The sequence below is a fragment of the Lentzea sp. NPDC058450 genome, assembly GCF_042721395.1.
Taxonomy (GTDB): domain Bacteria; phylum Actinomycetota; class Actinomycetes; order Mycobacteriales; family Pseudonocardiaceae; genus Lentzea.
Genome location: NZ_JBHXLO010000027.1, coordinates 1 through 13496 on the forward strand (window position 1 = coordinate 1; position 13496 = coordinate 13496).

Consider the following 13496-nt stretch of genomic DNA (forward strand, 5'->3'; position numbering starts at 1 on the left):
CTCTTCGTCCGTTTGACACCCCTCCTCTGATGTGGCCCGCTCTTGGCTCGACTCGTGACGAAGCCACCCCACCAACGCAACCAACAACGCAACAGCAAGCCGCCCAAACCAACAGGCGTGCCATCAACCCGCCGAGGGCGCTGGCCCCGGCTTTTGATCAGATTGGCGGGGTCCGGGGCGGAGCCCCGCGCTTGAAACAGGAACAGGCCAGCCCAACGCGCCCACCTACGCACGCACAAACCGCCGGCCGCCAACGCAACAGGGGGACGACCCACTCAACCGGCGCGGCACGCCAACCGACGCGACCCGGTGTCGTCCACCACCACAACCCTGCACGTCAACCCGCCCGAGATATCCTCTCCCCGTGGAACACATCTTCACCGGACTCCTGGTGCTAGTGACGATCGCCGTTATGTGGTTCGCCGGCTACGTCGTCTACCGCCTCTACTCCGACCAGCGATGAGCAGCGGCGACGAGGCCATCCGCCTGGCCGAGGAACGCGCGGCCGCCACGAGGGAACGCAACCTCCCGCAGTTCGCCGACATGCCGATTCCCGGCGACACGGCGAACCTCCGCGAGGGTGCGGACCTGAACGACGCCCTGCTGGGCGTCCTTCCCCTGGTCGGGGTGTGGCGAGGCGAGGGCGAGATCGTCTACCCAACGATCGAGGGGCCGTTCCGCTTCGGCCAGCAGATCACGTTCGCCCACGACGGGCGGCCGTTCCTCGTCTACGAGGCGCGGTCCTGGCTGCTCAACGAGGCCGGCGAGGTCATTCGGCCGGCTGCTCGCGAGCAGGGGTTCTGGCGGCCGCAGCCGGACGACTCGATCGAGCTGTTGCTGACGCACAACACGGGCATCGTGGAGCTGTACTACGGCAAGGTGCGCACGCAGACGTCGTGGGAGTTCGAGACGGACGCCGTCATCCGCTCCGCCACGGCCAAGGAGGTCAAGGCCGCTCAGCGCCTGTACGGCGTGGTGAACGGCGACCTCGCGTACGTCGAGGAGCGCGCCATGGTGGGCCAGGAGATGCAGCCGCACGCGTCGGCTCACCTCAAGCGCATCGTCGGCTAGCTCGCCGGAGGTCTGGTGGACGCCGGATCGGTGATCGGTCCGGCGTGATCGCGGCACTCCTGACACTGCTGGATCGCCGGATTGTTCAACGATCTGCGTGTCGGATTGTTCAACAATCCCACGATTCCCCGTAGCATGGGTGCATGCTTCTGCGGCGCTGCGGAGCCGACGCGCTCCTGGTCGAGGTCGACTCGTTGAGCGAGGTGGCGGCCGTGCGCGCGGCCCTCGAGCACCTGGACGGCGTCGAGGAGTTGGTCCCGGCGGCGCGAACGGTGCTGGTCAAGGGCGCGCTCGGCCGGGTCAGGGAGGTGCTGCGGACCGTCGACCTCGGCACCGCGCCGAAAACGGACCCGCGCGAGATCACCATCCCGGTGATCTACGACGGCCCCGACCTCGAACTGGTCGCCGAGACAGCCGGCACGACGCCGGACGACGTCGTCAAGCAGCACACCGCCGCCACCTACGAGGTCGCGTTCTGCGGGTTCGCGCCGGGCTTCGCCTACCTCACCGGACTGCCGCAGGTCCTCCAGCAACCCCGGCTCGACTCGCCGCGGACCAAGGTTCCGCAGGGCTCGGTCGGCATCGCCGGCGAGTTCACCGCGGCCTACCCGCGGGCCACACCGGGCGGCTGGCGGCTCATCGGGCGCACCGAGATCACCCTGTTCGACGCCAGGGCCGAGACCCCGGCCCTGATGCAGCCGGGCGACCAGGTCAGGTTCGTGATCGCATGAGCACGACCGCGCCCCGCACGATCACCGTCCTCAAGACCGGTCCCCAGGCCCTCGTCCAGGACCTCGGCCGACCGGGCCACGCGCACCTCGGCGTCCCCCCTTCCGGCGCGCTCGACCAGCACAGCCTCAAGCTCGCCAACCGCCTCGTCGGCAACGAGGAGAGCGCCGCCGGACTGGAGCTCCTCCTCGGTGGCGCGGAGCTGCGCGCCGGGACCGCCTGCACCATCGCGGTCACCGGGCCCAGCACCAGGGTCCACGTCGACGGCAGGCTCAGGGACTCGCACCAGCCACTCCTCGTCGCCGCCGGACAACGCGTCACCATCGGCACGCCGGAAACCGGGCTGCGCACGTACGTCGCCCTCTCCGGCGGCATCGAGGCGGCGGAGGAGCTGGGCAGCAGGTCCACCGACCTGCTCAGCGGAATCGGTCCAGACCCGTTGCGGGACAACGACGTCCTAAGACTTGGGACGCCGGGCCAACCGAACCACGCCGATGTCGTGCTTCCCGCCGAAGCCCTGCAAACGTTGGTCATCCCGATCAGGCTCGGCCCGCGGGACGACTGGTTCGACGACGCGGAAAGCCAGCTGCGCCAAGGCGTGTGGACGGTGTCGGACCGCAGCAACCGAGTCGGCGCGCGGCTGCAGGGGACCAAGCTGAATCGTCGTGACGGGGAGATTCCCAGCGAAGGAATGATCACCGGCGCGGTGCAGGTGCCGCCGGACGGGCAACCCGTGGTGTTCCTCAACGACCACCCGACGACGGGCGGCTACCCCGTCATCGGCGTCGTCGACCACCACCACCTGGGCTTTCTCGGGCAGGCGCGGCCGGGGACGACCATCCGGTTCAGGCCCGTCGACTGACGCCGGCAGCCATTGACGGAGTGGTCCAGACCAAATACCGTGACCACCAGGCCGCCGCGGAATCTCTACCAAACTGGAGTTCCGCATGCGCCGAATCCCTGCCCTGTTAACAAGTCTGGTCGCGCTCCTCGCGTTGGCTGTCCCCGCACAGGCCGACACGGGTATCACCGCGACCTTCTCCCGCTCCGGTACGACGGGCAAGTTCGTGGTCGCCAACGCGAGCACGACCGCGCTCAACGGGTGGTCGGTCAAGTTCGACCTGCCCGCCGGGGTGACCGCGAGCAACCCGCAGAACGCGACGATCACCCAGAACGGCACGAGAGTGACGCTCACTCCTGCCTTCTACATCAACAACCTGCCGGCCGGACGCAACACCGAGCCGTACAGCCCCACGTTCTCGATGACCCAGGCGGTCGACCCGACCTCCTGCACCATCAACAACATGGCGTGCGACGGGAGTGGCACGGCACCGCCGCCTCCGACCGGGCTGACCGCCGAGTACTCGGTCGCCGGAGGCAGCGCGAAGTTCGTCGTGCGCAACCACGGCAGTGCCGCCGTCACGGACTGGTCCATCCAGTTCACGCTGCCCAACGGCGTGACGGTGAGCAACGGCCAGAACGGCACGGTCGCGCAGAACGGCACCCAGGTCACCGTGACCCCCGCCTACTACAACAAGACCATCAACCCCGGCGCGACCACTGAGCCGTACAGCCCGACGTTCTCCATCAGCCAGAACGTCGACCCGGTGACGTGCCGCATCAGCAACGCCAACTGCGACGGCAGCGCGGACACCCCGCCGACCGCGCCGACGAACCTCACGTCGCCGACGAAGACCACCCGCTCGGTCAGCCTGCAGTGGAACGCCTCCACGTCCGGCTCGCTACCGGTGTCGAGCTACGACATCTACAGCGGCACCAACGTCGTGGGCACCTCCACCACGACGTCCGCGACCATCACCGGCCTGACCCCGAACACCGCGTACACGTTCACGGTGCGGGCCAAGGACTCCAAGGGCACGCAAAGCCCCGCGAGCAACGCCGTCAGCGTCACCACCAACAACCCCGCCGACGACACCACGCCGCCGACCGCGCCGGGCAACCTGCGCGCGACGGCCAAGGACGCCGGCAGCGTCACGTTGGCTTGGAACGCCTCCACGGACAACCGCGGCGTCGCGAACTACGACGTCTACGTCGGCAGCACCGTCAAGACGACGGTCACCGGCACCACCGCGGTGATCGCAGGCCTCTCGCCGTCCACGAACTACACGTTCACCGTCAGGGCAAGGGACATCTACGACAACGTGTCCCAGCCGAGCAACGCGCTGAACGAACGCACCGGTGACATCGTCGGCGGTTATGCCCGTGTCGGGTACTTCGTGCAGTGGGGCATCTACGGACGCCAGTACTTCGTGAAGGACATGGACGCCGCGAAGATGACGCACGTCAACTACGCGTTCGGCAACATCGACCCGGTCAACCTGACGTGTCTGCACGGCGTCACGAAGGGCACCAGCCCGAACCCGCAGGACCCGAACCAGGGTGACGGCGCGGGTGACGCGGAAGCCGACTACAGCAGGCCGATGAGCGCGGCGCAGTCCGTCGACGGAGTGGCGGACAGCGGCTGGGAGTCGTTGCGCGGCAACTACAACCAGCTCAAGAAGCTCAAGGCCAAGTTCCCGAACCTCAAGGTGCTGATCTCGCTCGGCGGTTGGACGTACTCCAAGTACTTCTCCGACGTGGCGGCGACGGACGCGGCGCGCAAGAAGTTCGTGGCGTCGTGCATCGACGTCTACCTCAAGGGAAACCTGCCCGTCTACAACGGTGCGGGCGGCCCAGGCACGGCGGCGAACATCTTCGACGGCTTCGACCTCGACTGGGAGTGGCCGGGCGCGGAAGGCCACGCGGGCAACCACTTCGGGCCGCAGGACAAGGTCAACAACACCCTGTTGATCGAGGAGTTCCGCCGGCAGATGGACGCCTACAGCACCACGACCGGCAAGCGCTACCAGCTCACCGCGTTCACCCCGGCCGACCCCGGCAAGATCCAGGCCGGCTGGGAGCTCGGGCGGGTCGCGCAGTCGATGGACATCTTCAACGTCCAGGGCTACGACTTCCACGGCTCCGGCAGCGACAACTCGTGGGAGCCGAACCGGACCGGTCACCAGGGCAACCTCTACCCGGACCCGGACGACCCGTACACCACCAAGTTCAGCGTCGAGAGCACCGTGCAGGCCTACCTCGACGCGGGCGTGCCGTCCCGCAAGATCACGCTCGGGCTCGCGTTCTACGGCCGCGGCTGGCAGAACGTGGCCAACGGCGGCAAGAACGGCGAGTGGCAGACCGCGGGAGGTGCGGCTCCCGGTCAGTTCCCGGAGGAGTCGGGCACGCGCGGGTACGCCAACCTGGTCGCGTCGGTGCCGAACTGCACCGTCTTCCACGACGAGGTGGCGGTCGCGACGTCCTGCTACACCGGCAACCAGTGGTGGACCTTCGACGACGCCTGGTCGATCCAGAAGAAGACCGCCTGGCTCAAGTCGAAGAACCTGCTGGGCGCGATGTTCTGGGAGATGTCGGGTGACCGCGGCCCGTTGATGGCCGCGGTCGACGCCGGACTCCGCTGACCGGAAGGGGCGCGGCCGCGCCCCTTCTCAGTACTCCGACTCGTACAGGCCCTGCAGCTCGGTGAGCAGGGCCGACGAGTCGGCCAGCTGCTTGCCGTCCAGCACGTTCACCCGCGTGATCTTGCGGACGCTGGACGCCAGGAACACGCCCTCGGCGTCGTAGAGCTCGCTGGTCTGGATCGGCTCCACGGAGACGGTCCAGCCGGCGCGCTCTGCGGCGCGGAACAGCGCGTACTGCGTGGTGCCGGGCAGGATGCCGAGCTCGGACGGCGGCGTCACCAACGTCTTGCCGCGCACCAGGATCAGCGTCGAGGTCGGGCCTTCGAGCACCGAGCCGTCCGACGTCGTGAAGACGACCTCGGCGGCACCGCGGCGGTCGGCCTCGCGCAGCGCGGCCATGTTGATCGCGTACGACAGCGACTTGGCGCCCAGCAGCAGCCACGGCGCGCGCGACGCGAGGTCGGCGTCGATGCCGCGGTCCAGCGTCACGGCGGACAGGCCCTCGGCGCGCTGCTTGAGCACCTTCGCGCCGATCTCCATGCCCAGTGCGAAGCCGGTGGGCGTGCCGTCGCCGCCCTCGACGCCGCGGGTGTAGACGAGCTTGAGGGCGAACTCGGCGCCACCGGCCCAGTTGCCGATCACGAGCTCGACCGCGCGCTCAAACTCCGCACGAGGAGGGGGCGCCATGTCGAGCATGGCCGCGGACCGGTCGAGCCGGTCCAGGTGGGGCGTGAGTTCGCGGGGCTTCCCGTCGACCACGAGGATCGTTTCGAACACGCCGTCACCGCGCATGAGTCCGAGGTCCTCGACGCGGATCTGCGGCGAGTCGGGGTCAGCGAGGGTTCCGTCGAGCAGTGCCAGCACGCGCATGGAACGAGCCTACTAACATCAGGTGCGTGGAGACCGCAAGAGGGCTGCGCAAAACGCTGCACGACCGCGGCATGAGGATGACGCCGCAGCGTCAGCTCGTGCTGGACGCGGTCAGGTCGCTGGAACACGCGACACCCGAGCAGATCTGTCAGCGCGTCCAGGAGACGGCGCCGACGGTCAACATCACGACGATCTACCGCACGCTCGACCTGCTCGACCGGCTCGGACTGGTGCGGCACACGCACCTGGGCCACGGTGCGCCGAGCTACTCGGTCGACGATCACCAGCACGTGCACCTCGTGTGTCACATGTGCGGCGCGGTGCAGGAGATCCCGTGTGAGCTTCTCGACCCGTTGGTCGGAACATTGCGGGCTCGGGACGGGTTCGAACTTGATGCAACCCATCTAGCCCTGTCCGGCACCTGCCGCGACTGCCTGAACCAGGAGACCGAGTGACTCTCCCCGGAGCCGTCCCGCCGCCCGACGACTCGACCGACGCCGGCGTCGCCTGGCACTACGGGGACCCGTTCGCCGAACAACGCTCGGCCGCCCGCGCGGTCGTCGTGGTGGACCGCTCGAACCGGGGTGTCATCGCGATCCCTGGCCAGGACCGGCTCACCTGGCTGCACCAGCTCACCAGCCAGCACTTCGAGCAGCTGGGCGAGGGCTCGGCGACCGAGGCGCTGGTCCTGGACGCCCAGGGCCGACTGGAGCACCACATGGTCGTCGCGAACGTCGGCGGCACGGTGTTCCTGGACGTCGAGAAGGTCGACGACCTGCTCGCGTACCTGAAGAAGATGGTCTTCTGGTCGAAGGTCGAGCCGCGCGACGCCGGCGCCGAGTTCGCGCTGCTGACGATCACCGGCCCGGACGCCCCCGCGTTGCTGGAGAAGCTCGGCGTCCCGGTGCCGTCCGGCGCCGACGCGCTCGGCGAGGGATTCGTGCGCCGCACGTCGTGGCCCGGTCAGCACTCGTTCGACCTTCTCGTCCCGCGGGACGAGAAGGCGGCGTGGTGGCAGCGGATCACGGACGCGGGCGCGCGCCCGGCCGGCAGCTTCGCCTTCGAGGCGCTGCGGGTCGAGTCGCTGCGCGCACGCCAGGGCATCGACACCGACGAGCGCACGATCCCGCACGAGGTCGGGCTGATCGACCCGGCCGTGCACCTGAGCAAGGGCTGCTACCGCGGCCAGGAGACGGTCGCGAAGGTCCACAACGTGGGACGCCCGCCCAGGCGAATGCTCCTACTCCACCTGGATGGTTCTGCCGACGGCACGCCGGAGACCGGTGACCCGGTCACGCTGGACGGCCGCGCGGTCGGCCGGGTGGGCAGCGTCGTGCAGCACCACGAGCTGGGCCCGATCGCGTTGGCGCTGGTCAAGCGGTCTGTACCGATCGACGCCGAGCTGCTCGCGGGAGCCCCCGAACGGGAGGTTCCTGCCCGAATCGACCCCGACTCGGTGCCCGCGGACACGCCCGGACTGGGTCGAGAGGCTGTTCGCAACTTGAGGGCGTGAGCCCCTAAAGTCCGGTACATGTCTCAGGGCACGCTCATCACTGTCGCTCCAACAGGAGCGGAGCACGCGAAAGCCGACGTCCCGCAGCTTCCGGTGACCCTGGAAGAGCTGGTCAAGACGGCGCAGAGCTGCGAGCAGGTCGGCGCGGCGATGATCCACGTCCACATCCGCGGCGAGGACGCCAAGCCGTCGCTGGACCTGGGTCGCCTGAAGGCCACCGTCGAGGCTCTGCGCGCCGAGACCAACCTCGTCGTGCAGCTGTCGACCGGCGGGTCGGTGCACGATCCCGAGGCCGACCGGCTGCGCGTGCTGGAGGCGGCGCCGGACTCGGCGTCCTGCACGATGGGCACCGTCAACTTCGGTGACGACGTGTTCATGAACCGCTGGGAGTTCATCGTCTCCCTGCACAAGGGCATGCAGGAACGCGGCATCGTGCCCGAGTACGAGATCTTCGACATCGGGCAGCTCGCGTCGCTCAAGCGCCTCCTGGACCAGCACGGACTGCCCGCGGGCGGGCACGTGCACGTCGACTTCGTGATGGGTGTGCCGGGCGGTATGCCGGGGGACGCGGCCACGCTGGTCGCCGCGGTGAACGCGCTGCCGGACGGCGCGACGTTCTCCGCCACCGGGATCGGCCGGACGACCCTTCCCGTGATGTTCACCGCTTTGGGTGCGGGTGGGCATCTCCGAGTGGGTATGGAAGACACCATCAGCTACTCGCGGGGGGTGCCGGTGCGGGACAACGCACAGCTCGTGGCACGTGCCGCGGGCTTGTCCAAGATCGCCCAGCGACCCGCTCTGACACCGGACGAGGCGCGAAAGCTCCTGGGTGTGCACATTTGAGACAAGTTTGGTGCATGGGATGTGTTGGCGGGTGAGGAGGATCTACCGCAGGATGGACACGTGATCGAGGTGCGTCCTGGCGGGCGCCGCCGAATCGACAGGGTGCTCGCCCCCGACTACACGGAGGGCGTCGAGCAGCGCCCGCTCGTAGAGGTGCGCGAGCTCCGCGACGAGGCTGCGCAGGAAGAGACAGATCTGTCCTACCTGCGACGGCTGTTGCACGCGCGCATCGACATCGTGCGCGCGGAGCAGGAGCGTCGCAGCTCCGGTGGTTCGGCCGTCGTAGAGCAGCTGGCCACGATTCTCTCCACGAACGCCGTGGGTCCCGCGACCGGTCTCGGTCGCTATCAGACCCATGAGCCGTCACGGGCTGATGCGCATCAACGGCACGTCGAGGCGCTCATCTCCGACGTGGACCTCTCCGACGTGAGCTCCTTGGACGACCCCAAGCTCATCGAAGTGCTGGAGACGTTCATCTCGGAAGAGGCGTCCGTGTCGGTGCGACGGCGCGAGGTGCAGGTGGTCGTGGACAAGCTCAACGCCGAGATCGCCTCGCGCTACCAGCGCGGGAGTGCCTCGGTCGACGAGCTGCTGGCCGCGGAGCGCGGACACCACCGTCCCAAGAGATAAGACAACCGTTCCACTTTCTGAACAGGCGACCTAGCGTGCCCCCATGGGGTATCGCTGGGTCGTTCTGTGCATCGGGGCTCTGGCGCAGGGCACCAACGCGGCCGTCTTCCTCGGCCTGCCGGCGATCAGCCCCCAGCTCAGAGAGCACTTCGACCTGACGTTGCCCCAGGTGGGGCTGCTGCTGGGCGCCGTCAACCTGGGCACGATGATCGCGCTCGTGCCGTGGGGCTTCGCCGCGGACCGGCACGGCGAACGGCTCGTGATGACCATCGGCGGCGTGGGGGCGGCCGGGTGCCTGGCGGCGGCCGCGTTCGGCAACGCCTGGGTGGCCGGGGCCGCGTTGCTCGGCGCCGGGCTCTTCGGGGCGAGCGTCAACGCCGCGAGCGGGCGGGCCGTCATGTCGTGGTTCGGCGCCTCCCAGCGCGGGTTCGCGATCGGGGTGCGGCAGACCGCGACGCCGCTCGGGGCGGCGCTCACGGCCGCCGTGCTGCCCGCTGTGGCCGCGCTGGCAGGGGTGCCGGGTGCGATGGTGGTGCTGGCCGGTGCGACCGGCCTGGTGGCGCTGGCGGTGGCGATCTGGGTCCGCGAACCGCCGGGCGCGATCCGGGCGTCGACGGACCACGGGCTGATCTTGAAGGACCCGAGGCTGCTGCGGTTGTCGCTGGCCAGCGGACTGCTCGTGGTGCCGCAGTTCACGACGACGACCCTGCTCGTGGCGTTGCTGCACGACCATCGCGGCGTGGCGGTCGGGGCGGCGGCGACGATCTTCGCGATCGCCCAGGTGATCGGTGGCGCGGCCCGGCTCGGGGTGGGCGTGTGGTCGGACCGGGTGCGCAACCGGATCGGGCCGTTGAAGATCCTCTCCCTGGTCACGGTCGGCGGGCTGGTGCTGATCGCGGCACTCGACCAGGCGCCGGTCTGGGCGCTGGTGGCCGTGCTGATCCCGACGACGGCCGTGTCCGTGTGCTGGAACGGGCTCGCGGTCACCGAGGCGATGGAGCTGGCGCCGGCGGGCCGCAGCGGGACGGCGCTCGCGATGCAGAACTCGGCCAACTACCTGAGCGCCGCGATCACCCCGCCGATCGCCGCCTTCGTGGCGACGACCGTGGCGTGGCCTGCGGCGATGGTGCTCGCCGCGGCCTGCGGGGTGACCGCGCGGGTGCTGCTTCAGCCGTGGCGTTCCCTGCGGGCGAGCTCCGACCAGAACTCGCGCACGGTCTCGTAGCGCAGCGCGACCTCCTCGGCGTCGTCCGCCTCGAGGGCGTCCACGATGGCGTTCACGTCGGCCGCGGAGGTGTCCTCCAGCAGGTCCTTGTCCTCCAGCAGCTGCACCAGGCCGCCGTAGTCGAGCTCGACGGCCGAGTGCGGGTGGAAGTGCTCCAGCCAGCGGCCCGTGTCGGCGAGGATCTTGGCGGGCCCGTCCTCGCCCAGGGAGCCCCTGACGATCTTGAGGGACCTCGCCACCCTGCGCCGGGCGTCCGCCATCGCCACGCGCCACGACACCTGCCGTTCGGGGTCGTCCTGGGCGCTCGCCAGCACGACACGGCGCTGGGCGGGGTCGACGAGGGTGAACCACGGCAGCGGGACCGTCCACGTCGTGGAGATCACGTGGACCGCGCCCCCGGAGAGCTCGGCCATCACGGCGGACGCGCGCGCCCGGACCGTTTCGGCGCTCAGGTCGAGGGCGGCGTCCTGCAGGATCGGCGGCGCGGTGGCCAGGAAGCCCACCAGAGCGGCGGCGGACCTTGCCCGGAGGTCAAGGGGACACACGAGTGGACCCGGTCCGACACGCGCGGCCTCCGAGGTCGGCACCTCGGCCGGACTGATCGTCATGACGTCGAACGACTCGCCCGGGAGCAGCTTTTGTCCCAACTGTGATCGCAACCACAGCTCGCGTTCCCTCTCGCCTGCCTCCGAGCGGGCGACGGGGCCTGCTTCCAGGGCTTTTTCGACCTTGGAGGCTAGCTGCGCGTCCAACACCGATAACGGTTCGTACACCCGTAGGTAGGCGACGAACGGTCTTGGCACCTGTGCATCCTTCCACTCGGGGGCCACCGCGAGATTTGGCGGTACGTCTCACGCCTACCGCGTCGCGAGGAACCCCATCGGCACGGTACGGTAGTTACCAGGAATCAGTTGTCGAGACGAGTGGGGCCGCCGTTCCCCCGGCCGCCCCCGTCCCTGTGCGAGGGGGTCGAGCCATGGGGCGCGGCCGAGCTAAGGCCAAGCAGACGAAGGTCGCCAGGGAGCTCAAATACAGCTCTCATGAGACCGACTTCGCTGCGTTGCAGCGCGAGCTGTCGACTGATGAAAGGTCGGCGAACGGGAGTGGTGGTGGCGACGAGCCACACGACGACCCGTACGACGACTACGACGATTACCGTCGCTGAATTCAGCCTTCGGAGTTCAAGGGTTGGGCAACCGGTGACCCCGGTGCCCAGCCCTTGAACTCTGAGGGCTCTTTCAGAACGCCCTGGCGTACTGCTTCGGCGCCCTGACCTCCACACCCAGCTGCTGCGCCGCGTGCAGCGGCCAGTACGGGTCGCGGAGCAGTTCGCGCGCGAGCAGGACCAGGTCGGCGGAACCGTCCGTCACAATCTGCTCGGCCTGCTTCGCCTCGGTGATCAGGCCGACCGCACCCGTGGGCACGTCTGCCTTCTGCCGCACCGCCTCGGCGAGCGGCACCTGGTAGCCGGGCCCGATCGGGATGTCCGCCTGCGCGACGATGCCGCCGCTGGACACGTCGATCAGGTCCGCACCCGCGGCCTTGAGCGCCTGTGCCAGCACGACGCTGTCGTCGGACGTCCACGCGCCCTCGACCCAGTCGCTCCCGGTGATCCGCACGAACACCGGCACGTCGGGGCCGACCGCCGCCCGCACCGCAGCCGTGATCTCGACGGACAGGGCGATGCGCTCCTCCAGGCTGCCCTCGTTCGTGAGCGGCGAGTAGAACTGGTGCAGCAGGTAGCCGTGGGCCGCGTGGATCTCGATGACCTCGAAGCCGGCCTCCCGCGCCCGCAGCGCGCCGTCGACGAACGCCTTGACGATCTCCGACGTGCTGGTCAGCTTCTCCGGCTGGTTGCCGCCGGGGAACGGCTCGGTCGTGGACGACACCGGCACCCAGTCGCCGATCGCCTTGCGGCCCGCGTGGGCGAGCTGGATGGCGGGCACCGAGCCGTGCTCCTTGATGAACGCGACGATCGGCTTCCACGCCTCGACCTGCTCGTCGTTCCAGATGCCGGTGTCCTGCGGCGAGATGCGGCCGCGCGGCTCCACGGACGTGGCCTCGGCGATGACGAGGCCCGCGCCGCCGACCGCGCGGGAACCCAGGTGCACGAGGTGCCAGGTGGTGGGCACGCCGTCTTCCTTCGACACCGAGTACTGGCACATCGGGCTGACCGCGATGCGGTTGGGCAACGTGACCGAGCGGAGGGTGAACGGGGAGAAGAGCTGGCTCACGGAAGGGCTCCCTTGAGAACGTTCGAGACCTGACGAAACGTTCAAGGGAGGTCAGGGGCGGGTTGTTCCCGGCGTCGGGGTTGTCTCAGTCACTGAACAGTGACGCTGAGACACGTGCGGGCGTGAAGTCCGGCGGCCACAACGTGCCCCTGTTCACGCGGGCTCCGGTCAGGGCGGCCTTGTCCAGGTTGACGGCCCGCATGTCGGCGCCGCGCAGGTCCGCGTCCGTGAGGTCGGCGGCCCGCAGGTCGGCGCCTTCGAGGCAGGCCACCCGCAGCGAGGCGTTGCGCAACGACGCCCCGCGCAGGTCCGCGTCCCGCAGTTCGCTGGCGTCGAGCACGCACCCGTCGAGGCACGTGCCGAGCAGCCGCGCGCCGGTGAGGTTGGACCGGCGGATCACCGCTCCCGCGAGCTCCAGCTTGCCGAGCTCGGCGCCGCGCAGGTCGACGTGCGACAGGTCGAGCCCGATGGTCGGCCACCGGGTGAGGAGCGCGAGGGCGGCCTCGACGTCCTGCCGTTCACCGGACGGCTGCTCCTCGGTCGGCCACGGCGAGCGGTCGCGCAGGAAGTCGGCCACCGTGTCGTCCACGAGCGGCCGGCTCCGCGCCGAATCCTTCGCGATCTCCTCCAGCAGCCGCAGCCCGTCGAGCCGTTCCCCGGCCACGTCGCTGCCGAGGTGGTCGAGCGCCCGGCGGTAGCGGTCGACGAACTGGCCGTCCCTGACCTGGCGCCAGGCCAGCGCGGCTCCCGCGGCGACCAGCAGTCCACCGAAGACCATCGATCGCGGAGACGCCTGTGGCACCAGCAGGGCGACACCGAGTACGACCAGGGCCACCGCCCCGAGCCTGGACATCCGCTTGTTCACTGTGGGCCATCTTCACCACAGAGAACGGTGTCGC

Annotated in this window: 14 protein-coding genes; 10 read left to right on the forward strand and 4 right to left on the reverse strand. The window is 69.4% G+C overall.

The window, feature by feature from the left end:
• Positions 1-459 precede the first annotated feature (459 nt).
• The 4 genes from ACFWNN_RS32835 to ACFWNN_RS32850 all read left to right on the forward strand — a co-directional run bounded on the left by ACFWNN_RS32835 (position 460) and on the right by ACFWNN_RS32850 (position 5282).
• Positions 460-1071, forward strand: a complete 612-nt coding sequence (locus ACFWNN_RS32835) for an FABP family protein (protein WP_382443827.1) — start codon at positions 460-462, stop codon at positions 1069-1071.
• A 143-nt stretch (positions 1072-1214) separates the two neighbouring features.
• Positions 1215-1802: a 5-oxoprolinase subunit PxpB gene (gene pxpB / locus ACFWNN_RS32840; RefSeq protein ID WP_382443828.1), complete on the forward strand. Its 588-nt coding sequence runs from the start codon at positions 1215-1217 to the stop codon at positions 1800-1802.
• Positions 1799-2662 (forward strand): biotin-dependent carboxyltransferase family protein, encoded by an 864-nt coding sequence (locus ACFWNN_RS32845; RefSeq protein ID WP_382443829.1) that lies wholly within the window; start codon positions 1799-1801, stop codon positions 2660-2662. Before pxpB ends, ACFWNN_RS32845 begins: the two co-directional genes overlap by 4 nt.
• A gap of 85 nt (positions 2663-2747) precedes the next feature.
• Positions 2748-5282, forward strand: coding sequence for a glycosyl hydrolase family 18 protein (locus ACFWNN_RS32850; RefSeq protein ID WP_382443830.1), 2535 nt, complete (start codon positions 2748-2750; stop codon positions 5280-5282).
• Positions 5283-5309: 27 nt separating this feature from the next.
• On the opposite strand, the gene ACFWNN_RS32855 is transcribed toward ACFWNN_RS32850, so the two are convergent.
• Positions 5310-6152, reverse strand: a complete 843-nt coding sequence (locus tag ACFWNN_RS32855; protein WP_382443831.1) for an aminodeoxychorismate lyase — start codon at positions 6150-6152, stop codon at positions 5310-5312.
• A gap of 71 nt (positions 6153-6223) precedes the next feature.
• Between ACFWNN_RS32855 and ACFWNN_RS32860 the strand changes: the two genes are divergently transcribed.
• Genes ACFWNN_RS32860 through ACFWNN_RS32880 form a run of 5 tightly spaced genes read left to right on the forward strand, consistent with a single transcriptional unit; the run spans position 6224 to position 10363 of the window.
• A complete protein-coding gene (locus ACFWNN_RS32860) occupies positions 6224-6607 on the forward strand; it encodes a Fur family transcriptional regulator (protein WP_382443951.1) in 384 nt (127 codons plus the stop codon).
• Positions 6583-7665 carry a YgfZ/GcvT domain-containing protein gene (locus tag ACFWNN_RS32865; RefSeq protein ID WP_382443952.1) on the forward strand — a complete coding sequence of 361 codons (1083 nt, stop codon included), beginning with the start codon at positions 6583-6585 and terminating at the stop codon, positions 7663-7665. Before ACFWNN_RS32860 ends, ACFWNN_RS32865 begins: the two co-directional genes overlap by 25 nt.
• 18 nt (positions 7666-7683) lie before the next feature.
• The gene (locus ACFWNN_RS32870; protein ID WP_382443832.1) at positions 7684-8508 is read left to right on the forward strand and encodes a 3-keto-5-aminohexanoate cleavage protein; all 825 of its coding nucleotides are present in this window, start codon (positions 7684-7686) and stop codon (positions 8506-8508) included.
• A 60-nt stretch (positions 8509-8568) separates the two neighbouring features.
• A complete protein-coding gene (locus tag ACFWNN_RS32875; protein WP_382443833.1) occupies positions 8569-9138 on the forward strand; it encodes an aerial mycelium formation protein in 570 nt (189 codons plus the stop codon).
• Between the two features lie 43 nt (positions 9139-9181).
• Positions 9182-10363: an MFS transporter gene (locus ACFWNN_RS32880; protein WP_382443834.1), complete on the forward strand. Its 1182-nt coding sequence runs from the start codon at positions 9182-9184 to the stop codon at positions 10361-10363.
• On the opposite strand, the gene ACFWNN_RS32885 is transcribed toward ACFWNN_RS32880, so the two are convergent.
• A complete protein-coding gene (locus tag ACFWNN_RS32885) occupies positions 10306-11166 on the reverse strand; it encodes a hypothetical protein (protein WP_382443835.1) in 861 nt (286 codons plus the stop codon). The two genes, ACFWNN_RS32880 and ACFWNN_RS32885, sit on opposite strands and share 58 nt — an antisense overlap.
• A gap of 173 nt (positions 11167-11339) precedes the next feature.
• On the opposite strand from ACFWNN_RS32885, the gene ACFWNN_RS32890 reads away from it, so the two are divergent.
• Positions 11340-11528 carry a DUF3073 domain-containing protein gene (locus ACFWNN_RS32890; RefSeq protein ID WP_191297952.1) on the forward strand — a complete coding sequence of 63 codons (189 nt, stop codon included), beginning with the start codon at positions 11340-11342 and terminating at the stop codon, positions 11526-11528.
• A gap of 73 nt (positions 11529-11601) precedes the next feature.
• On the opposite strand, the gene ACFWNN_RS32895 is transcribed toward ACFWNN_RS32890, so the two are convergent.
• Both ACFWNN_RS32895 and ACFWNN_RS32900 read right to left on the reverse strand, forming a co-directional pair.
• Positions 11602-12597, reverse strand: a complete 996-nt coding sequence (locus ACFWNN_RS32895; RefSeq protein WP_382443836.1) for an NADH:flavin oxidoreductase/NADH oxidase — start codon at positions 12595-12597, stop codon at positions 11602-11604.
• Between the two features lie 85 nt (positions 12598-12682).
• Entirely contained in the window at positions 12683-13462 is a 780-nt protein-coding gene (locus ACFWNN_RS32900; RefSeq protein ID WP_382443837.1) for a pentapeptide repeat-containing protein, read from the reverse strand.
• Positions 13463-13496 lie beyond the last annotated feature (34 nt).